The sequence below is a fragment of the Bradyrhizobium diazoefficiens genome (assembly GCF_016612535.1).
GTDB classification, from domain to species: domain Bacteria; phylum Pseudomonadota; class Alphaproteobacteria; order Rhizobiales; family Xanthobacteraceae; genus Bradyrhizobium; species Bradyrhizobium diazoefficiens_C.
Window position 1 is genome coordinate 2,261,157 of sequence record NZ_JAENXS010000002.1, and the last position, 20,306, is coordinate 2,281,462.

The window sequence follows — 20,306 nt, forward strand, 5'->3', positions numbered from 1 at the left end:
GTATGGGGCCATTATCTTGCTAAAACCGGAGACAAAACCATTCTTGATTTGAATAAGCGCGTTTGGCACGGACGTACCCTGCTGCAATTACGCGCGCTCGTGACCGGTGGCAATTGCCGCAAGTTCAGCGGGATTATCCGGCGGGTTATTTCCACGCCAGACGACATGCATATCGGGGCGAAGCAGGATCAGATCCCGTTCATACACTGCACGCGCAGCTTCGCTGTCAATATTGACGACGCGGAACGGAGCCGACCTGTTCCGAAACACACTCTCGAGAGCTGTCGTTTTGTGACGGCCGTTCAGGCAAAGCAATGTGTAACCCGAGTTTGGAATTCGATCCTGGATGGGCGTGCCATCAGGCAGCCAGACGTGGGGCAGCCTTGCTCCTGGCCAACTGGTCGGCCGGTAGTCGCGATAGAAGTGCTCAGGTCCGCCTGGAGTATTGTCGACAACGGGTGACTCGACGTAGCGATAACCGAGCTCCGCGCCAATCATCTCGTTGACCTTGCGTTGCTCGATATCCGCAACCCTGGCTAGGTTGCCGCGAACCGCTCGCCCCGTCGCGGTGGCATCCCCAATTTCCGGAGCCCATTGCGAGCGCCATTTGCGGTACCCGAGCGTGGCGTAACGCGAAGCCCCGATGTTCCGCTCGCCGACCTGGCGCCGCTCGATCTCGTAGGATTCGAGCAATTTTGGACCGCCCCACCCTTCAAGGGTTGCCGCCAATTTCCACGAAAGATCGAACGCGTCTCCCACACCCGTATTCATGCCCAGTCCACCGGCGGGAATGACCAGGTGAACCGCGTCGCCAGCCAAGAAAATGCGGCCGGCTCGGTAGCGATCTGCCAACAGAAGATTTTGGCGCCATTCACCGCAATAAACCATCTCATAGCGAACGGGTACGCCAACCGTCTGTTCAAATTGCCGCTTCATCTCCTCGTCCGACTCGACGGCAGCATGAAGCGTCCAGTACCGCTTCGAGTCCTGCATGATCAGAAAGGTCGCCCGTTCATCCGCAACAAGGTAGTGCCGACCACGGCCAGGCCCTTCACCCAATGGGAGACGATCATATAGCTCGTCGCAACGATATAATCCCTGGCGAAAGTTTGCCAGATTGGCTTCGCCCCTGAGCTGTATGCCAAGTTGCTTCCTCACTCGACTGGCGCCGCCATCGCAGCCGACCAGATAAGTTGCTCGTATCTGCTCCGTCCCACCGTCCGAATTGCGGACTGTGGCCACGACGCCGGCGTCGTCCTCGGTGAATTCCAAGAGCTCGGTGCAGTACCGGACCCTGACTGACGGAAGGCGCTCGGCAGCACGTTTGAGAACCGGTTCAAGTGTGTATTGCGAGATCAATTGGTACGGCTCGAGCGGGGTCGAACCATCGTTGATGCTGCGGATCTGCTCACGGGCCTGATCGACCGACGGGTATTTCAGATGAAGCAGCGGCGCCCTGGTCATATCCAGGACGATATAAACATCCATGGCGGAGTCGGAGGTCAGTCCCGCGGCACGAATTTCATCAGCCAAGCCGACACGACGATACATCTCCATGGTTCGCGCATTGCAGCGCTCCATCTTCGGCAAGAATTGCGGCTCGGCTTTCTGCTCGATGAGAGTGCAGCGCACGTTTCGACGACCGAGGTCCAAGGCAAGAGTGAGTCCGACAGGACCACCGCCGACAATGATGACTTGGGTTTCCATGTAGCTTCTGTCCACGAACGACTGGGCCCCGCGTTGAGGATAGGCGCCGTATGGATCGGGGGTCTTGATGCCAAAGCGCACGTTTGGCCCGAAATGGACCGCCTGGAGAACTCAAGAAGAGGCCGCCGGCGTGTTCGCCGGCGGTTCAAGTCTGGGAGAAACTCACCTCGGATGACGGCCGCAAGTTCGTCGACGCTATTAGTCGCGATCTAGTGGGTAGGGCATTGCCTTTGGCCGATCGAGACTCGGATCCACAAATGCCTGGACAGGGGGCAGCAAGGTCAGTTCTTGGTATAGAGCTGCTTTTTTGGTGTCGGAGCCTCGTCCGGAGCCCACAACCTGAACGAGGTTTTCAGATAGAACAGCGAGCCGGTGTTCGAACCGACAGTATCTTTGGAGTAGAAGGCATTCGTGTAGATGAACTTCATGTCGACCGGACCAAAATTGTAGCCCACCAACAAGCCAGCTCCTATGTCGACGTCTTTGCCACAAGTCGGCAACTTCGCGGCGGTCAACTGTGCGCAGGTCCACGCCGCGCCGGTGGCAGGGTTTATGCCACCTGGTGTGTCGTTAGTCGTCTGAAACTTGAAGAAGCCCACAGGTCCGATCTCCCATTTGTCGAACTTTTTCGTCGCGGTCCAATCGAAGAATAGATAGTCGCCCGTCGTATAACCCCTGCCAGGATTGGCCGGTCCGGTCAGAAGCGCCGATATGGGTGCGGCTGTCGCGGGATTCAGTGCAATGATCTGATAGAGGCCTGTGTTACCGCGCGAAGCGGTGTTGATGTCGTAGTTGAAACTTGCCGAAAGATTCCACCCCTCGCCAAGGTAGGTCACGGCCCAATGTGGACGAACCGTCCAATAGTCAGGGACAGTTGAGCCGGCATAGCTCGTCCCCACAGGAGCAACGAAGCCCAATCCGGCATTGAGGAAGAGCGGCATATTGCCGACCTTCCAAGAGAAGTTGAGAGGGTTCACAAAGAGATTGCGAACTTCCAACTCGAGGGTATTGCCGTAAATGGGTGAAGAACCGACACCGCCACCAGGCGGATATGGTGTATTTGTTGCCGAGAGCGTATCGCCGACAATGTTCACTGTCGGAAAGTACACACCGCCCAGGAACGTCAACCCGCTGCCCCAGGTGAAGGTCGCCGAATCAACGGCGCCCGAGTACCGCGACTTGCACCCCGCGCCGCAACTCGCGTTGCCGCTTCCAGACAGCAACGGTGCGTAGAAGAAGGTGTTGTTGAAATAGAGTCCCGGGGGCGGCGCAGCGGCGATAGGAGCGCCCATCGTTGCGCCAAACAGCAGGTTGCCAAGATTCCCCGGCTCGGTTGCACGACCGATGCTGGTAGCCACTGTGAACGTCAAAGCTCCGATCAATCCGCCTAGCGCCATCCTCTTTAGCCGCCTCATTCATCCCCCCGGTTTGCGCCGCATGAATTCCACTGTCGCGGAGCATGGCCCAAAGGGTTCGACAAGGATTGATCAGAAACCGCGTGATTTGGACGCGGTTGAATCCGGACATCCAGAGACGCATTTGCCCAGCCGCGATGGTCAGACTAAGCTTCATGCGTGGATCCGACATCCTCTTGGACACACCATGATTCAGAACGAACACGGTGTTCGCGTATCTAGCCAGACCCGTAAGGAATGGCCGGGTATCGCGTGCAACATCTTCGATTTGAGATGGGAGACTGAGCCCGGATGGATTCTATTTTCGTCAAACGCTGCATTGCTTTGCGTCGCGGTGAGCGAGATGGGAGGGCGCTGTCAGGTCCGCATAAGACCCGATCAACCCGTAGAGGGCGATTATTTCGGAACGGGGCACCTGAACTTCGTCGCTCCTTCGCAACCGTTCACTGTCTACGCTTCAGAGATGAGACGCGTCCGCATCGCATGCTATGAAATCGATCTGAGCAGCTCCGATTGCCTCACCTCGCACGAGATGGTGTTGATAGGCGGCATGAAGAGCCGATATATGTTCAGAGATGAGCGCCTGTTTCAGTGTGCCCGCCTTCTTGGCGAGTACGACGCCAAGAACGATCACGATCCATACGCCCTCTCCCTGACGCGCGCCCTGCAGGCAGCCTTACTTGACCTAGTCGACCGTCCAACCGAGCCAAAGAGGCCCACCAAGCTTACCGGTGACCGTTTGATGCATGTCTTCGACTATATCAGCGATCATCTGGACGAAAATGTAAGCGTCGAGGAATTATCGCGCGTTGCGAACTTGTCGTCCGCACAGTTCAGTCAGAGTTTTCGAGAGACAACCGGCCTTTCCCTTCAGCGATGGCAAATGGACGCACGCATCAGGAGCGCGCAGCGACTTATGCTGGACGATCCTACCGAATCCATGGCAGAGATCGCATCCCTCGTCGGCTTTTCCGACTCAAGCCACTTCTCGCGAGCGTTTCTCGAGATCGAGGGCACGACGCCGAGCGCCTGGCTCCGCCAGCGCATCTGACGTTTAAAGCATCAGTTGGGCGATCAACTCATTCTGCTCCGCCGCCAGGCATTCGGCGAAACTCCGTTTGCGGACGTAAAGGCGCGCGTGAAATGACTCTGCTCGGAGAAACCGGTTTCCAGCGCGATATCGACCAAGCTTTTTTCACGATTCGCGAGCAGACGCTTTGCATACTCGATACGGGTGACAAGGTGCCAGCTGTGCGGCGTCGTGCCGGTCGATACCTTGAATGCTCGACCGAACTGAGAAGCGGAAAGTCCCGCCAGAGACGCCAATTCCGCCAAACGAATGCATCGCGAAAGATTGTCGTTCATGAAATCGGTTACTTGCGTCAGCTGACGTCTGGTGAGACCCAGGCGCCGCGAGCTCGCTGACTCGCTCATGACACTAAGGTGAGAGAACCGCGCAACAATGGCCGCAACGATGCTGTCGCCGAACAGATGAAATCCGGGCATGTCCTCTCGGCTCGACGCGAGAAGCCGCGCCAATACCTGAAGGTTCTCATCGAAGAATGTCAGGCGCGGCTCAGAGAGCCTCGCAACTTGAAATTCGTCACCCATGACATCGGCGACTCGATCGACGTCCAGCATCAGCCGCACCGCTTCGACCCGGGCTATCTGGTCGGAATAGCACCATATGGGCAAGCCGGCAGGAATCAGACTCGTATGGCCATTTCGCCGGTGTCGCCGCCCATTCGTTCGATTCGTGTCGCCGTGCAACGATGGCCGTGCCTCACACATGCCACCCGTTTCGTTCACGACGATAGCAAGCATTGGGTGACGGTTGCTGAGCTGATGCCAAGCACGCCCCGGCATGACGTCCTGCTGAACGCAATGCACCTCGATGCCGCACAGATTATGGCTCCGTACGCGAGCGGCCCCCAAATTATGTTGATGGCTGCTGCCGTGATCCACGGATGCGTTCCTATCTCCCGAGGCGATTTGATCCGTTGACCGGACATGTTGTTATGAGACGTTCACAATACCTACATTGAGAAACATGGTCAATATCGAGGCAGCAATGCTGCCTAGATTGCGGGCTTTTGGATAGTCGTTCCTTGAGTCCAAACACGCCGATTGCAATCAAGCGCGGTCTCCAGGCCACAACTATCCTCTTGGCTGCTGCTCGGGAGAGCCGCTCGCACGCGCGGAATCCGGCGCGGCGAGAGCTTTTCGCCTCGGCGCCCGCCAGCGCCCCACCGTCTCCATGGAGTACCAAGTTGAAGAACAAGATCGCGTTGGAAGAGCACTTCGCCATCGACCTGACGATCGATCAATCGAAGACCTATTCGCTGCCCGCGGTTTGGGAAAGGCTGAAGGCGAACCTTCTCGACATCGAACAGCAACGGCTTGAACGCATGGAGCAGGGAGGCACAGGATTTTCGATCCTCTCACTCAACTCGCCAGGCATCCAGTGCATTCCAAGCGCGAAGGAGGCCGTTGACGTCTCGCGCCGCGCCAACGATGTCCTTGCCGAGCATGTCGCGCGCCATCCGACAAAGCTGGGGGGGTTCGCAGCGCTGCCGATGCAGGACCCCGAGGCGGCGGCGCGCGAGCTCGAGCGCTCCGTTAAAACATTGGGATTTCACGGCTTTATGGTGAACGGATTTTCGCAGGTCGGAAACTCGGAAACGGTCGTCTATTATGATGCACCGCAATTTGCCGACTTCTGGAACAGCGCAAGTGCGCTCGGCAAGCCGTTTTATATGCATCCGCGCGATCCTCTACCATCCCGCGAACCGATCTTCGATGGCTTTCCGTGGCTGACTGCGGCCACCTGGGCCTTCACGATGGAGACCAGCACTCACGCACTACGTTTGATGTCCACTGGACTGTTCGATCGAAACCCGCACTTGCAGATGATCCTGGGTCATCTCGGCGAATGCATTCCATTCAATATCTGGCGCATCGACAACATCGTCGCGAAGGCACCCCGTGGTATTCCCTGCAAACGGCCGCTGGGCGATTACTTCCGCGAGAATGTCTACGTGACGACGAGCGGCAATTTTCGCACACCGTCGCTCATTTCGACCATGCTGGAGGTCGGTAGCGACCGCATCCTGTACGCCGTCGATTATCCGTTCGAGAGCTTTGAAGAGGCTTCGCGCTGGTTCGACAATTGCGAGATCAGCGAACTCGATCGAAGGAAGATCGGCCGCGACAATGCGCGCCGGTTGTTTGGCCTCCCCTAGCGAGGCCAGGCAGCCCGCACTCAACGTGGTCGCGCGCCAGCTCGGACCGGCTTCGCGATGGCCCGCTCTCCAAAAACCGTCTCGTCCACCAGGTGCCAATACGCTTCGATAAGGTCCTTGTCTTCTGCGGACCGCCCGCTCGTCACCTGCATTTCAGGTCCGAACCCCGCCAGCGTCGCAGTAAGGCTGACCATCATATAGTGGAACAGAATGGGATCGACCGCGGGGAGGAGACCTTGTTTCTGCGCTGCCGCGATTTGCGGGATCAGCCGCCCTAACAGCGGCGTCAATACGGTTTCCGCAACCCATTTCAGCCGAGGATTATCGGTCAACGATTCCTGGCGCATGAAGCGATGAAACTCAGGAAACGCGACCGTGTAACGGTAGAGAGTGGCGTACTCCTCCCGCAATCGGACAAGGGGCGGCAAGTCGGATGTCTCTGGAGTCAGGACGTCCCACCCTGCCTTGATTTGCGCAAACGCATGCTCCGCCGCCGCCCGCCAAAGAATGTCCTTGCTGCGATAGTGGTAAGTAATGAGCGGATGCTGCAGACCGAGCCGGTCGGCAATCGCTCGGATGCTTGCTCCCTCGAATCCCCGCTCGGCAAATTCCGCAATCGCGGCGTTCAAAATCGAAGCGCGCGTCTCCAGCGAGCGCTGCTGCTCGGCCCGCTTACGTGGCTGGGTCGACCGCCTCGTCGCTGACGCCACCACTTTCATTCTCTTCGCCATTTTCGTTGGCTAACACGAATGTCCGGGAGACGCCAAGGGGCGGCCCGTCGGCACGAGCTGTTGCGGCCCGCATCGTCAACCGCCCGCCGCCTTGCCACGGGCGAATTCCTCGATCATGGCATCCCGCATCGCGAACTTCTGGACCTTGCCCGTCACGGTGGACGGGAAGGCTTCCACGAAGCGGATGTAACGCGGAATCTTGTAGTGCGAGATCCGGTCCTGACAGAACCTGCGGACACCTTCCTCATCTAGAGCGGCGCCGGCTTTTGCAATGATCCAGGCGGAGAGCTCCTCGCCGTACTTGGCGTCGGGCACTCCGAAAACCTGGACGTCCTGGATATCGGGGTGCCGATACAGATACTCTTCCACTTCACGCGGATAGATGTTCTCGCCGCCGCGGATCACCATGTCCTTGATCCGCCCGACGATGCGGCAATACCCCTCCTCGTCGATCGTCGCCAAGTCGCCCGTATGCATCCAGCCCGCCGAATCGATCGCTTCCTTGGTCCGCGCTTCGTCATTCCAATAGCCGAGCATGACGGAGTAGCCGCGGGTACAGAGTTCGCCGGCTTCTCCTAGCGGCATGACTTGACCGTGGCGATCGACGATCTTGACCTCGAGATGCGGCTGGATCCTTCCGACCGTCGAGACGCGCAGCTCAAGCGGATCGTCTCGACTGCTCTGAAAGCTTACCGGGCTGGTTTCGGTCATCCCGTAGGCGATCGTGATTTCGCTCATATGCATCTTCGAGGCCACTTCCTTCATGACCTCGATCGGGCATGGCGCTCCGGCCATGATTCCACGCCGCAGCGAGCTCAGATCGAAGCGCAAGAACTCGGGGTGGTTGAGCTGCGCGATGAACATCGTGGGTACGCCATAGAGCACGCCGCACCGCTCCGCCTCCAGGGTCTCGAGCGTTCTCAACGGATCGAAGGATTCGGATGGATAGACCATCGTGGCTCCGTGGGTGACGCAACCGAGGTTGCCCATCACCATACCGAAGCAGTGATACAGCGGCACGGGGATGCAGACGCGAGAACCAGGCTCGATCCCGGTCGCCTCACCCACGAAGAAGGCGTTGTTGATCAGGTTATGATGCGAAAGGGTTGCGCCTTTCGGCAGTCCCGTCGTGCCGCTAGTGAACTGGATATTGACTGCGTCGTCCATCTGGACCGCGGCCGACACGGATTCGAGTCGACCGTTGCCGACTTGCTTGCCGCGCTCCATGACCCAATCGAACGAAAGGCAACCATCATGTTTTCCAGCAATCGCAATAACGTGCCGCAGCTCCGGCAGACGCGCACTGAGCAAATCGCCATTCGTGCCACCGAGCTCTGGAGCAAGCTCGCGGATCATCGCGATGTAGTCGCTGGACTTGAAGCGGGAGGCTGTGATTAACGCACGGCATCCCACAGCGCGCAGGACGTGCTCCAGTTCGCTCAGGCGATAGGCGGGGTTGATGTTGACGAGGATCAAACCGGCCTTCGCCGTCGCAAACTGCGCGATCGTCCATTCCGCGCAGTTGGGGGACCAGATTCCAACCCGATCGCCGGGCTGCAGGCCAAGCGCCAACAGACCGGACGCTAACGCATCGGAGCGCGATTTCAGTTCGGCATAGGTCCAGCGGATCTTCTGGTGTGTTACGACAAGCGCTTCGCGAGATCCGTCCGTTGCACTCATGTCGTCGAGAAGGGCGCCAATGGTCTTCCCGATCAAGGGCGCACCGCTGTTGCCATGCACATAGCTTTCGCGTTGCACGAAGCCTCCCGTCAACAATGAGATCCCGCATGATCGCCGCACGCAGCAAGGCTACGCGACGAGCTTATTTTCCCTCGAAGACTAGCGTTGGCGGCTCGATATCCTTATTGAAGGCATCCGCCGTGTTCGCAAAGCCACGTTGGGCATCGGTGCCGTTGTAGAGCTCCATCGCGACGTCGAGCATCACGGTATCAGCGGCAGCAACGCCACCGCTTGACCATGCCTTGAGCAGGGTCCGGGTCGCGGCATACGACCTGGTCGGCCCCGTCGCGAGCTGCTTGACCAGCGCATCAGTAGTTGCCGAAAGCTCGCTTTCGGGGACGACATGCGTCGCAATTCCGAGCATGCCGGCTTCATGTCCAGAGATCGGTTCACCCAGCATCGCAAATCGCGAAGCCCGCGCACGCCCTGCGCGTTCGGCGATCCGTTGCAAGGCCCCGGCAATCGGCAGCATCGCGGTCGTGACCTCAACGCAGCGAAGGATCGCATTGTCGGCCGCGACCAGGAAGTCGCAAGCCAGCGCCAGTTCGAAGCCGCCGCCGAACGCGATCCCCTGCACCACCGCGACGGTCGGGATTTTCAGCATCTCGATGGCGCGATAGGAGAAGTTAACATCGGCGACGAAGGTCCGGAACCAGTTCACGTCTTTGCCCGGCCATTCACGCACCTCGCCACCGAAGCTGAAGTGTGGTCCTTCGGAGCGCACGACAAGCACTCGGATATCGCTCTCGCTGGCTTGACGGACGGCGACGCGCAAGGCCTCGCAGAAGCGCAGGTCGAGCCGATTGAAGGGTGGATTGGCCAGGACGATATGACCGACGGCGCCGTCTCGTTCAAATCGAATGCTCATGGTGATACGCTCCGTCTTGTGCCGACATCGGGCCGGACTTCATTTGCTGGATTCAGGAATGATCGGAAGCAGCAGATGCGACGGCCGATCGGCATCGCGATAAATCCTATGCGTCACGGTCTTGCTGCTACAGACGTGGTACGGAATGTATTCGACGTTGGTCATAGCACCGGTGCCGGTCGGAACGTCCATCGACGTGATGTCGAGGCAGATCCGGTGTCCCGCCTTGAACTGGTTTGCGGTAGCGAGGATCTCGACCTTGTATTCGACCACCTCCCCCGGATTGACGGGACTGATCGCGTCCTGCGTGAGCTTGTGGAATGGTGCCCATGGCTTCGAGCGCTGTTCATCGAGCGTGCGGTAGGAGGCCTTCAGCCACCCTCGGGTCAGCTCGCGTTCCGGCAATGAGGACGGAACATCCCGTTCTCCCTCACGTGCGGTCCGGATCGAAACGTCCGGTCCGACGTCCTTGAGCACGATGATCCAGTTGGTATCGTCCTGATCGATCGCGGCGTAAAACGTGAGGCAGATCGGGCCGGCGACGGTAACGTCATGCGGCAGCGGATTGGTCATGTAGCGCAGGCGCTCTACCTTGGTCGTGCGCGTCACCGGCATCTGCGTGAAAACGTCGGGCTCGCGCGCCGCGGCGCCGAGCTCCGCTGCGGGTCGCGGTGGTTCGGTCGTAAGACCTTCCCAGTGGGAAAGATGGTATTTCGTCCACTGGGTCTCCGGCAGCGGCCAATTCGTCCCGGTTCGCCACTCATTGGCGCCCATCAGCCAATAACGCACCGGCGGGTCGCTCATGATGCCGGTATCCTGTCCCTTCAGCCAATGGTCATACCAACGGATGATCTCGTCGTGATATTGATGGAATGGCCGCTCAAGATGCGCCGGTCCGGTAAACAACAGCTTCTTCGGCGCATCGACGTTCTGGAAATAGTGCTGCGCGCCGAGCCAGTGGAGCTTGTAGGTGTAGGCGTAGGCGCCCGAGCCGGTGTAAAATGGGATCTTGATCTTCTTGAAGATCTCCTCCGCACGCTCGACGGTTCCGTCGAACTCCCAGGGATGTGTCATCATGAGATACATGATGAAGGTCCGCTGCCCCTTCTGCGTGAGGATATTGTAGAGATTGATGTACTGCTTGAAGTCCGGATTCCGCATCGCGCGACGCCACAACTCTTCCTCCGCGGGGGGAAGCTCCGCGGGCCGGTCCCGCGATTCGTGAACGGTGCTGAACACGTCGAGCAGATACGGGAAAGTGTGCAACACCCCGCCGGGATTGAAGTCGCGGAAACCGAACATGCCGCCATAGGCGCTGCACGCATCGTAGGGGAAGATCGCTTTTAGTGCGGGATGTCCTTGCGCGGCGGCACGCCACTGCTCGCCGGCATAGCCGGAGATGCCGACCATGCCCACCTTGCCGTTCGACCAAGGCTGCTGTGTGATCCAATCGATCATGTCGTAATGGTCGGTGTCTTCGTGGCCGTAATGGCCTTCCGACTTGGCTGATCCTCTCGGCTGCGCGATCACATGCACATAGCCATTGGCGATGAAGCGCCGTGTGTCGCCTGCCTCGATCGGTCCGAACCACAGCGGCGCATGAGCCGGCTGCGGTGGCAGGATGTCCGCGATGTCGGGCCCCTGGAGATCCTTGTTGTGCAGTGCTGCGGCGTACAGCACCGGGTACTTGCCTGATACGTCCGGACGATACACGTCGACGGCGAGCCGAATGCCGTCTCTCATGGCAACGCTGACGTCCCGTTCCTCGATCATCGTTTCACCCGGTTCTTCGCGACGCTTTTGGTCGACGTTTGACGCGGTCGGCAGAGCGAGGAGCAATCCCTCGGTGCCGACCAAAAAGATTATGTCACTTAACTTTACGATCGTAAAGCATTACGCTCATCGTTTCCAGGCCCGGCGTGAGACGACGCGTTCTACTGGCAGGACACCGGCTGCTGGACGGCACCTGGGCGAGGCGCTGTGTCGCGCGATGCAGGACGCTCGCGCATCCTTCCGAGACCAGGCAGAGCCTCGCATTCGAAGGTCGTCAGGATCAGGAAAGTGATGCCTTCACGCGATCCGGTGTCATCGGCAGCTCACGCAATCGCCGCCCGGTCGCATGAGCGAAGGCGTTTGCGAGTGCGGCCGAGGTTGGCGGCAGTGACCCTTCCCCCGCGCCGAGCGACGGATCGCTCCGCTGCATCAGAACGATATCGATGCTGGGAACCTCGGAGAAGGCGAGGACCGGATACCCCGACCAGTCCCGGCTCGTGATTTGGCGTCGATCGAAGGTGACCTGCTCCTTGAGCGTGAGACTGACCGCCTGGACGATGCCGCCCTCGAGCTGGCTCTTGGCACCGTCAGGATTGACGACGAGGCCGATATCGGCTGCCATCACAATGCGGGGGATCTTGACGACACCGGTCTTGCGGTCGACCCCGACGTCGACCACAGCGGCCGCATACATCCCGATGCTCTTGTAGCGGCAGAACGCCAGACCGCGTCCGCGCTGCCCGTCGCCTTTGTTTCCAGGCGTCCATCCTGCCTTGTCGGCTGCGGTCTGCAGCACGGCGCGTGCGCGGGGATCCCTGAGATGGGCAAGGCGGAACGCGAGGGGATCGGTGCCGGCCACCTCGGCGAGCTCATCCATGAAGGATTCGATGGCGAAGATGTTGCCGTGCGCGCCGAGCGTCCGGAACGAGCCGTTGCGCACCGGCGCATCGAGCAGGAGATGGTTGCGAATCTCCTTCCGCGACAGCTCATACGAAGGCACCGCATTACGGTCCCCGTCGCCGAAAGGTTGAGGAATATGTGGCGCAGGAGATTTAACGAAGGGTGATTTCAAGTGCCAGGCCGCGAGAAGATTGACCCCGCCGGCCTGCCCCGGTCGCATCGCGTGACTGTTGCTCCAGACGTCGTAGGACCAGTCGACGATCTTGCCGTCGGACCCGAGCGCCGCCTCGACCTTCATCGCCATTGCCGGGCCGAACGGTGCCCAGGCGAACTCATCGTCCCGCATCCACTGCAGCTTGACCGGCACGCCCGGAACGGCCCGCGCGACAAGCGCTGCGTCGAGCGCGACGTCATCAGCGCCATTGTGCCCGTAGCATCCTGCACCGGATACATGGACTACGTCGACCTCGCTGGTCTCCATGCCCAGCACCTTGGCCAGATCGCCCCTTAAAGGGAATACACCCTGGGTGTGGGACCACACTGTCATGCGCCGGTCCTTAAACCATGCGACCGCGCAGGATGGACCGATCGCGGCATGGGAAAGATAGGCCCGGGAGTATTCCGCGCTGACCATTTTGACCTGGCCCGACACGGGCTCCGACTGCCCCGCCATGCCTACGACGATGGTTTCTGCGCGCAGCTTCTTCAGTTCGGTACGCAAACGGGTTATGTCGGGAAGCTCGACCGCGTCGTCGCTCCAATGCGTGTTCGCGACGAGCGCGTCACGAGCGGCAATCGCCTGCTCCTCTCGCTGAGCAGCGACAGCAAGGAAATTGCCGTCGCTGACGATCGTAACCACTCCGGGACGCGCACGCACGGCCGCCTCGTCGAATCCGAGAAGCCTTGCGCCATAGCGTGGCGGACGAACCACCCGCGCAAAGACCATTCCGGGAAGCCTCATATCCTGGACAAAGGACGGCGCTCCCGTCAGCTTGCCGGGCAAGTCGATCCGGTTGACCGACTTGCCGACGATCGCATAGTCGCCCGGCTTCTTCGGCGCCACAGCGAGCGCGATATCTCCCTTCAACAGGCCGGCACTCTCTTGCGCGAGCTCCCAAAAGCTCGCACGCCGTCCGTCGACCGCAATGACCGTGCCTTTCCTGACCTGCAATTCTTCCGCGCGAACGCCAAACCGACGCACCGCCGCGGCGTGCAGAAGGCCGCGCGCTTCGGCAGCGGCTGCGCGAATGGCGCCTCCGCTCTGCTCGACTGACTGGCTGCCGAACGTATACTGCTCGTCCGGCCCCCGCGATGTATCAGCGGAAACCATGTGGATCTTGTCAAAGCTGACGTCGAGCTCTTCCGCCGCAATCTGCGCAAGCGCCGTCAGGATCCCCTGCCCGAGCTCGGCCTTACCGGTGAAGACCGTTACGGTTTCATCTGGCTCAAGCCGAATCCATCCTTCCAGCCTGCGATTGTTGCGCAGGCTGAACGGAATATTTGGCGGCGATTGGCCAAGGACGGCTGGAGGTGCCAGCGCGAAGGTCGCAAGCACGACACCTAGCGTCTGCGTGAACCGGCGGCGCGAAAGCCTCGTGACGCTCATCGTGCCGATTCCATAGCCGCCCGGCGGACGGCGCTGACGACCCGGTTATGGGTGCCGCAGCGGCAAAGCTGGTCGGCAAGTGCGTCCTTGATCTCCTCGTCGCTGGGCTTTGGATTGCGGTCGAGCAGGGCCTTGGCCGCCATGATCATGCCGTTCGAACAGTAACCGCATTGGGCCGCCTGTTCGTCGACGAACGCCTTTTGCAAGGGATGCGGCTTGTGCAACGTACCCAATCCCTCAAGCGTGACGATCGGGGCACCTCCGACATCTTGCAAGGCGATCGAACAGGTTCGCGTCAGCTCGCCGTCGACCAATGCGGAACAGGCTCCGCACTGTCCGAGACCACAGCCAAACTTCGGACCATTCAATCCGAGATCGTTCCGCAGCACATACAGCAGCGGCGTCTCCGGCGCCGCCGCAACCTCATGGGACTCGCCATTGACCGTGATCCGGTACGCCATCATTCACCCAGTGCAATGCGCTGGCCGGGCTCACGTCCAATGGGAGTCCGGCCAGCCATACACGCCCTTAAGGCGGAACGAGTTCTAACGTCTTGGACAAAATCGGCATTACTGGCCGCCGTAGACGGAAAGTGGAGACGGTTCAGAGGGCTGCTGCCGCCTTCCCGACGGCCACGCCCTTGGACAGACGATTGTCGAGGCTCAACGCACCCGCGCCAAACGCGGCTATCTGGAGCAGACCACCCGCCATCATCACGTTCTTGAGGAAGTGGATCATTTGGTTCTGGTCGGCGAAGTTATTGTGGAACGCCACGCCTGCGGCGACACAGAACACCGCCAGCGCGAGGGAGACCAGCCGAGCCTGGTAGCCGGCGATTAGCAGAAGCCCACCGCCGAGCTCGAGTGCGACTGCCACGATGTAGGCAAGCGGCGGCACGGGCAGGCCGACAGCGGCAATCATCGCCGTGGTCTTGCCATACGCCGCGAGCTTGCCGAGGCCGCTCATCGCAAAAGGCAGACCGATCAGCACGCGGCCAATCAGGGGAAGGTAACGGTTCATGGTAAGGTTCCTTTGCTGGTGGAAGGTCAGGCGGCGTCGACGAGGATGAATTCCGCGTCCTTCACCGCCGTGATGGTGAGTTGGGGTTCGTCAATGGCGGCGATACCGTCGCCGACCGCAACCCGTTGCCCATTGACGAGGATCTCGCCCTGGGCGGGAGCGAGATAAGTGTGCCGAAAGCCTGCTGGCGTCGCGTGGGTAAGCGTGGTCCTGGCAAGCAGCGTGGCACCTAACACCCGCGCGTCAGCACGGATCATCAGTGTCTCCGGCGTCTTCGGATCTCCGCTCGCGAGCTCGATAAGGCGACCGGCACGATCTGCCTTCGGGAATTTGCGGGTATCCCAATGCGGCGCTCCGCCGCGCTGGCGCGGACGCAGCCAGATCTGAAATAGCCTGAGCGGATTTGCGTCGCGGTTGTGCTCGGAATGACTAATGCCTGTTCCGGCGCTCATGACCTGAACGTCGCCAGCCAGTGTTCGGCCGACATTGCCGGTGCTGTCCTCATGCGTGACGGCCCCTTCGCGGACATAGGTGACGATCTCCATGTCCGCGTGGGAGTGCCGCCCAAAGCCGGTGCCGGGGGCAATTTCGTCGTCATTCCAGACCATAAGCGCGCCCATGGGACCGTTCGCAGGATTGCCGTCGGCCGAAACGATGAAATGATGGCGCGCTTTCAGCCAGCCACGATCACCGTGATCGAGCGTCCCCTTCGAGCGAAGCTGCAACATGATCATTCCTCGAGATCGGACCCGATGCGTGTCCGTTTCGGGAATGGTTATGTGGCTGAACGGGCGGTTTGATTAGTCAGCAAATTCTGGACACGTCGTTCTATCGGGTGAACGACTGCCGGCGCGGCTTTCGAGCAGCAGTTTCATTCAAGACGCCGCAACGGGTGACGCATGATGTTCTCCGTGCTCCACTCTCGCACACAAGACGAAGGTGACCCTTGGTCGTTGCACATTATCTGCCGCCCAAAGGGCGTGATCTGCGACTGGACCTGTTCCGCGGCATCGCCAACTGGGCGATCTTCCTGGACCATATTCCAAATAATGTGCTCAACCTCGTCACCGGTCGAAATTTCGGCTTCAGCGACGCGGCCGATCTGTTCATCTTTATATCCGGCTATACGGCCTCGTTCGTCTATGCCCGCATCATGGTGGAGCGCGGCGTCATTGTGGGCAGCACGCGGCTAATCAAGCGCGTCTGGACGATCTACGTCGCTCACGTGCTCCTCTTCGTCATCTATCTCGCCGAGATCGGTTATCTCGCGCAAAAATACGGCGGCGACCAGTTTGCCGACGAATTCAACATTCACGGCTTCCTGACAAATCCAGCGCTGACGCTGTATGAAGGGCTGATCCTCAGGTTCAAGCCGGTCAACATGGACGTGCTGCCGCTTTACATCGTGCTGATGGGTCTCTTCCCGCCGGTCCTGGTGGCGATGCTGAAACGACCGAACATGGTTCTCTGCGGCTCAATCGTGCTTTACCTCGTGGCGCGCGCCTTCGGCTGGAACCTGCCAGCCTATCCAGTTGGCCATTGGTACTTCAATCCATTCGCGTGGCAATTGCTGTTCGTGTTTGGCGCGTGGTTTGCGCTGGGCGGATCCGTGGAGTCGACGCCGTTCATCGGGTCCCGCGCCTTCCTGTTCGCGGGTGCCGCCTATCTGATATTCGCGCTGGTCGTGACCCTGGCAGGTCCCTTTCCCGAATTGAGATCATTGATCCCGAACAGCATCTATTCGTTGTTCTCTCCCAACGACAAGACCAACTTGGCCCTGTATCGCGTCATCCATTTCGCGGTCATCGCCTTCTTTGTAGTCCGATTCCTGCCGCGCGACTGGAAGGGGCTGGAATCTCCTCTGTTTGCGCCCGCGATCGTTTGCGGCCAGCAGTCGCTCGAGGTGTTCTGCGCAGGCATCTTCCTGTCGTTCGCAGCGCATTTTGTCCTGGTCGAGGTCTCCGGCGCGCTGCCGATGCAGATTCTGGTCAGCGTGGTCGGGATCGGGGCCATGACCGGTCTCGCCTATTATCGATCCTGGTCCAAGCGGATGGACAAGGCAAAGCCCACGCCTGCGAATCCACCGAAGGCTGCACCCGCCTCTGTCTGAGAGGCGACGGACCGTGCCGAAGAGCCGTCCGCCACCGCTACGAGACGGCTGACGATTTCAGAGCGGCTGCAGCAAAGTCGATCACCGCCCGGACGCTCGGCAGCATGCCGCGGCGCGAGGCAAAGACGAGATGCAGAATACCCTCGGTGCCGCTCCAATCCGGCAACACCCGGACGAGCGCACCACTCGTGAGCGCATCCTCGCAATACCGCTCCGGCAGCAACGTGATCCCCGCGCCCTGGCGAGCGGCTGCCATCAGGATGTCGAAGCTTCCGCTCGCAAGCCGAGGCTCGATCGGCACAATGCTGGTTTCACCGCCCTGCGTCGTCAGTGGCCAGACGCCGGCGCTCTCCTCTTCCTGATGCAGGAGCGAGAAGTTGGCGAGGTCCGCCGGCAACAACGGAGCGCCCGCCTTGAACAGGCTCGGGCTCGCAACGAGGATACGCCGGCTGACGCCGATCCGCTTCACTTGCATGTCCGCATCAGTATCGAGACGTTCCCGCACGCGGATCGCAACATCGACACCTTCATGAATCAGGTCGACACGGCGATTGGTCGCGATGCATTGAACGCGCAGTTGGGGATGCGCAGCAAGGAAACCTGGCAAAGGGCCCGCGATCGCACCTTGGAGTCCGAGCGGGCAGCTCAGCCGTACCAGTCCACGCGGTTCGGCCTGCATGCGCAGCGCAACTTCCTCGGCTGCCTCAGCCTCGATGACGGCCGCCCGAGCGTGCTCATAAACCTGCTGGCCGACCTGAGTCAGGCTCAAACCTCGCGTTGTTCGATCGAGCAGCCGGACGCCGAGTCGCTCTTCCAACAACGCGACGCGACGGCTGATGCGTGATTTGGGCACGCCCAGCACGCGAGCGGCCGCCGTGAAACCGCGATTGAGGACCACCGCGGCAAAGAACTGGAAGTCGTTGAAATCGCGCACCTTCGCTCGCCAATTCTTCCTCGCGATCCGAACTGCTCGGGCAGACGGAGAGGATTTCCGCGCCTCGCGGACGTCCTCATCGGCCGGTGAAGGCGACCTTCGGCGGCTCGATTCCCTGCTTGATGGCCTCGGCGCGAGCCGTGCGGCCGCGTCGCGCGTCCTCCGAGCTGTGAAGCGCCATGGTGACGTCCAAGATCACCGCGTCGGCGGACGGAACGCCGCCACCCGACCACGCCTTCAACAAGGTTCGTATCGCCGCGTAGGATCGCGTAGGGCCCGTCGACAAGACCTGCGCGAATTTCAGCGCCGCCGCCTCGACTTCCTCCGCGGGCACGACCGATGTCGCGATACCCAAGTTGCCGGCGGTGACGCCCGACATCGGCTCGCACAGCATGGCGTATCGTGCCGCGCGCGAGCGGCCGATGCGTTCGGCCAACCGTTGTACTGCGCCAGCGACCGGTGCGGAGCCAACCGAAGCTTCAATGCAACGAAACACCGCGTCTTCGGCCACAATGATGAAGTCGCAGGCGAGAGCAAGCTCGAAGGCCCCGCCAAACGCAGCGCCACGAACGGCCGCGACCGTCGGGATCTGCAGGGCCTCGAGCGCACGGAACGACTGATTGCATTCGGCGATGAAGGTGCGAAATTGATTGGTGTTCTTCTCCAGGAAGTCGAGCACATCGCCGCCCTGGCTGAAATTGGGGCCTTCCGCCCTGACCAGCAACGCCCGGATGTCGTTCTCGCTGGCTTCGTGAACGGCCTGCTTGAGGTCGTTCGAGAAGGCCGAAGCGATGAGATTCTTCGGCGGGTTGGCCAACACGATGTGGCCGACGGCATCCGTCTGTTCGAATTTGATCACTTGCATTTCAACCTCCCTGGAATGTGTTTGTTGAGCAAAGGTTCGTTTCCCTAGGCCGTCTCACGCGCCAGCGATGAAAGGGTGTCGCCCGGTCGAAGCTGCCAGTACACGACGAGGAGACACACTCCGCCGAGCGCCGCCAGCGCACCGCCGACGGTCGAGAGGGCCAACCCCAGAGCGCCCTGAAAGAATTGCTCGGCGACGACGGCCACCAGCGTCGGCGCGATCGCTGTTCCGGTAATGCCGACCCAGGCGAAATGAACTGCTGTGATCTTTCCAATCGCGGCCCCGGATGCCAGATGCACGATCGTCGATGTTCCGATGGTGAAGAGACTCGCCGCCAGCAGATTGAAGACGGCGAGCAGCACCCAGACCGACACGATGGATTCTGCGGCCGGAACGAAGACCGCCGGCAGGAAGATCAGCGTGGAGATCGCAACGCCGAGGGCCGGGACCGCCGACAATCCGTATCTGCGATAAACCGCATCGACGAAAAATCCGGCGATGAACTGGCTGGCCGTGCTCAGAAGCAGGACTATGAGACCATAGGTGAGGCCGATCTCGCCTGCCGGAATCTTCCATACCCGCCCGAGAAAGGCCGGTATCCACGACGAGTATCCCACCGACAGCATGATCGTTGCAGCATTCGCCAGAAACAGCGGGGCGAAGACAGGCCATCGATCACGAACAGCTTCGAAGGCATCCTTGAGCGCGATGGGTTGATCCGTGCCAGCCGATCGTCTCGCCGGCTCCTTGAACGTATAAACGAGCACGGCGACCGGCAGGGCAATCGCGCCGCATGCGATCAGAACGAGCTGCCATGAGCGAACCGGGATTCCGAGCAACGGAAGAACGTAGCTCCCGCTCTCCCCGACGAAGTGAAGAATGGCACCACCGCCCAATAGCGCCAGTCCACCACCGATGCTCGCCCCCATGGCCCAGATCGCGACAGCCCGCCCGCGAAAGCGGGGATGGAACGCATCCCTGACCAACGACATGCTCGAAGGCCCGCAGGTTGCCTCGCCCGCTCCAACACCGCAGCGACCAAGAAAGAGACCTGCATAGGTCGTGACGGATCCGCAGAGCATCGTCGATACCCCCCACGCCGCGATGCCCAAGGCCAGGATCCGTCGGCGCGGGAAACGATCGACGAGCATGCCGACGAACCAGCCCCCGACAGCGTAGGTGATGATGAATGCGGCTCCGATCAGGAAGCTCATCAGCGTGTCGGATATCTGGAGGTCACGCTTGATCGGCTGCACCAGCAGCGGCAACGCCGCGCGATCGATGAACGCAACGGCATTCACGAGACAGAGAACGCCCGCCAACCACCAATGACCCGAATTGGGCCGTTCTACTTCCTGTTCTGCGTCCATGTTTCCTTCCCCGGCGCGACTGCAC

Annotated in this window: 17 protein-coding genes and 1 pseudogene; 3 read left to right on the forward strand and 15 right to left on the reverse strand. The window is 60.5% G+C overall.

The window, feature by feature from the left end; genetic code table 11:
• Positions 1–87 precede the first annotated feature (87 nt).
• Both JJE66_RS27490 and JJE66_RS27495 read right to left on the reverse strand, forming a co-directional pair.
• On the reverse strand, positions 88–1,707 hold the full coding sequence (locus JJE66_RS27490; protein ID WP_200517581.1) for an FAD-dependent monooxygenase: 1,620 nt from the start codon (positions 1,705–1,707) through the stop codon (positions 88–90).
• Positions 1,708–1,988: 281 nt separating this feature from the next.
• The gene (locus JJE66_RS27495; RefSeq protein WP_200517582.1) at positions 1,989–3,065 is read right to left on the reverse strand and encodes a transporter; all 1,077 of its coding nucleotides are present in this window, start codon (positions 3,063–3,065) and stop codon (positions 1,989–1,991) included.
• Positions 3,066–3,309: 244 nt separating this feature from the next.
• Between JJE66_RS27495 and JJE66_RS27500 the strand changes: the two genes are divergently transcribed.
• Entirely contained in the window at positions 3,310–4,173 is an 864-nt protein-coding gene (locus JJE66_RS27500; RefSeq protein ID WP_200517583.1) for a helix-turn-helix domain-containing protein, read from the forward strand.
• 23 nt (positions 4,174–4,196) lie between these two features.
• Here the strand turns inward: JJE66_RS27500 and JJE66_RS38710 are convergent, their stop codons facing one another.
• A complete protein-coding gene (locus tag JJE66_RS38710) occupies positions 4,197–5,087 on the reverse strand; it encodes a helix-turn-helix domain-containing protein (protein WP_200517584.1) in 891 nt (296 codons plus the stop codon).
• 305 nt (positions 5,088–5,392) lie between these two features.
• On the opposite strand from JJE66_RS38710, the gene JJE66_RS27510 reads away from it, so the two are divergent.
• Complete coding sequence (locus tag JJE66_RS27510) at positions 5,393–6,364, forward strand: amidohydrolase family protein (RefSeq protein ID WP_200517585.1); 972 nt, start codon at positions 5,393–5,395, stop codon at positions 6,362–6,364.
• Positions 6,365–6,384: 20 nt separating this feature from the next.
• On the opposite strand, the gene JJE66_RS27515 is transcribed toward JJE66_RS27510, so the two are convergent.
• The 9 genes and pseudogenes from JJE66_RS27515 to JJE66_RS27550 all read right to left on the reverse strand — a co-directional run bounded on the left by JJE66_RS27515 (position 6,385) and on the right by JJE66_RS27550 (position 15,730).
• A complete protein-coding gene (locus JJE66_RS27515) occupies positions 6,385–7,083 on the reverse strand; it encodes a TetR/AcrR family transcriptional regulator (RefSeq protein WP_200517586.1) in 699 nt (232 codons plus the stop codon).
• 87 nt (positions 7,084–7,170) lie between these two features.
• Positions 7,171–8,853: an AMP-binding protein gene (locus tag JJE66_RS27520; protein ID WP_200517587.1), complete on the reverse strand. Its 1,683-nt coding sequence runs from the start codon at positions 8,851–8,853 to the stop codon at positions 7,171–7,173.
• A 64-nt stretch (positions 8,854–8,917) separates the two neighbouring features.
• Positions 8,918–9,703, reverse strand: coding sequence for an enoyl-CoA hydratase/isomerase family protein (locus JJE66_RS27525; protein WP_200517588.1), 786 nt, complete (start codon positions 9,701–9,703; stop codon positions 8,918–8,920).
• Between the two features lie 39 nt (positions 9,704–9,742).
• On the reverse strand, positions 9,743–11,476 hold the full coding sequence (locus tag JJE66_RS27530) for a CocE/NonD family hydrolase (RefSeq protein WP_200517589.1): 1,734 nt from the start codon (positions 11,474–11,476) through the stop codon (positions 9,743–9,745).
• Between the two features lie 280 nt (positions 11,477–11,756).
• Positions 11,757–13,439 (reverse strand): molybdopterin cofactor-binding domain-containing protein, encoded by a 1,683-nt coding sequence (locus tag JJE66_RS38220; protein ID WP_311979961.1) that lies wholly within the window; start codon positions 13,437–13,439, stop codon positions 11,757–11,759.
• 93 nt (positions 13,440–13,532) lie between these two features.
• Positions 13,533–13,982, reverse strand: a pseudogene (locus JJE66_RS38990) (molybdopterin cofactor-binding domain-containing protein); the annotation flags it as partial.
• The gene (locus tag JJE66_RS27540; RefSeq protein ID WP_200518826.1) at positions 13,979–14,443 is read right to left on the reverse strand and encodes a (2Fe-2S)-binding protein; all 465 of its coding nucleotides are present in this window, start codon (positions 14,441–14,443) and stop codon (positions 13,979–13,981) included. The pseudogene JJE66_RS38990 and the gene JJE66_RS27540, both read right to left, overlap by 4 nt.
• A 142-nt stretch (positions 14,444–14,585) precedes the next feature.
• Positions 14,586–15,002 (reverse strand): DoxX family protein, encoded by a 417-nt coding sequence (locus JJE66_RS27545; protein ID WP_200517591.1) that lies wholly within the window; start codon positions 15,000–15,002, stop codon positions 14,586–14,588.
• Positions 15,003–15,028: 26 nt separating this feature from the next.
• On the reverse strand, positions 15,029–15,730 hold the full coding sequence (locus JJE66_RS27550) for a pirin family protein (RefSeq protein WP_200517592.1): 702 nt from the start codon (positions 15,728–15,730) through the stop codon (positions 15,029–15,031).
• A 218-nt stretch (positions 15,731–15,948) separates the two neighbouring features.
• Here JJE66_RS27550 and JJE66_RS27555 point away from each other — a divergent pair, with 218 nt between their 5' ends.
• A complete protein-coding gene (locus JJE66_RS27555) occupies positions 15,949–17,112 on the forward strand; it encodes an OpgC domain-containing protein (RefSeq protein WP_200517593.1) in 1,164 nt (387 codons plus the stop codon).
• Positions 17,113–17,149: 37 nt separating this feature from the next.
• On the opposite strand, the gene JJE66_RS27560 is transcribed toward JJE66_RS27555, so the two are convergent.
• From JJE66_RS27560 to JJE66_RS27570, 3 genes are all read right to left on the reverse strand, one after another.
• Entirely contained in the window at positions 17,150–18,046 is an 897-nt protein-coding gene (locus JJE66_RS27560; RefSeq protein ID WP_200517594.1) for a LysR family transcriptional regulator, read from the reverse strand.
• A 76-nt stretch (positions 18,047–18,122) separates the two neighbouring features.
• On the reverse strand, positions 18,123–18,911 hold the full coding sequence (locus JJE66_RS27565) for an enoyl-CoA hydratase/isomerase family protein (RefSeq protein ID WP_200517595.1): 789 nt from the start codon (positions 18,909–18,911) through the stop codon (positions 18,123–18,125).
• A 44-nt stretch (positions 18,912–18,955) separates the two neighbouring features.
• Positions 18,956–20,281 (reverse strand): MFS transporter, encoded by a 1,326-nt coding sequence (locus JJE66_RS27570; protein WP_200517596.1) that lies wholly within the window; start codon positions 20,279–20,281, stop codon positions 18,956–18,958.
• Positions 20,282–20,306: the final 25 nt, after the last annotated feature.

Excerpts from the sequence above, each read along its gene's own strand:
- JJE66_RS27545 (WP_200517591.1), bottom strand. The coding sequence starts at position 15,002 with ATGAACCGTTACCTTCCCCTGATTGGCCGCGTGCTGATCGGTCTGCCT.
- JJE66_RS27530 (WP_200517589.1), bottom strand. The coding sequence starts at position 11,476 with ATGATCGAGGAACGGGACGTCAGCGTTGCCATGAGAGACGGCATTCGG.
- JJE66_RS27565 (WP_200517595.1), bottom strand. The coding sequence starts at position 18,911 with ATGCAAGTGATCAAATTCGAACAGACGGATGCCGTCGGCCACATCGTG.
- JJE66_RS27500 (WP_200517583.1), top strand. The coding sequence starts at position 3,310 with ATGATTCAGAACGAACACGGTGTTCGCGTATCTAGCCAGACCCGTAAG.
- JJE66_RS27525 (WP_200517588.1), bottom strand. The coding sequence starts at position 9,703 with ATGAGCATTCGATTTGAACGAGACGGCGCCGTCGGTCATATCGTCCTG.
- JJE66_RS27550 (WP_200517592.1), bottom strand. The coding sequence starts at position 15,730 with ATGTTGCAGCTTCGCTCGAAGGGGACGCTCGATCACGGTGATCGTGGC.
- JJE66_RS27540 (WP_200518826.1), bottom strand. The coding sequence starts at position 14,443 with ATGGCGTACCGGATCACGGTCAATGGCGAGTCCCATGAGGTTGCGGCG.
- JJE66_RS27490 (WP_200517581.1), bottom strand. The coding sequence starts at position 1,707 with ATGGAAACCCAAGTCATCATTGTCGGCGGTGGTCCTGTCGGACTCACT.
- JJE66_RS27570 (WP_200517596.1), bottom strand. The coding sequence starts at position 20,281 with ATGGACGCAGAACAGGAAGTAGAACGGCCCAATTCGGGTCATTGGTGG.
- JJE66_RS27515 (WP_200517586.1), bottom strand. The coding sequence starts at position 7,083 with ATGAAAGTGGTGGCGTCAGCGACGAGGCGGTCGACCCAGCCACGTAAG.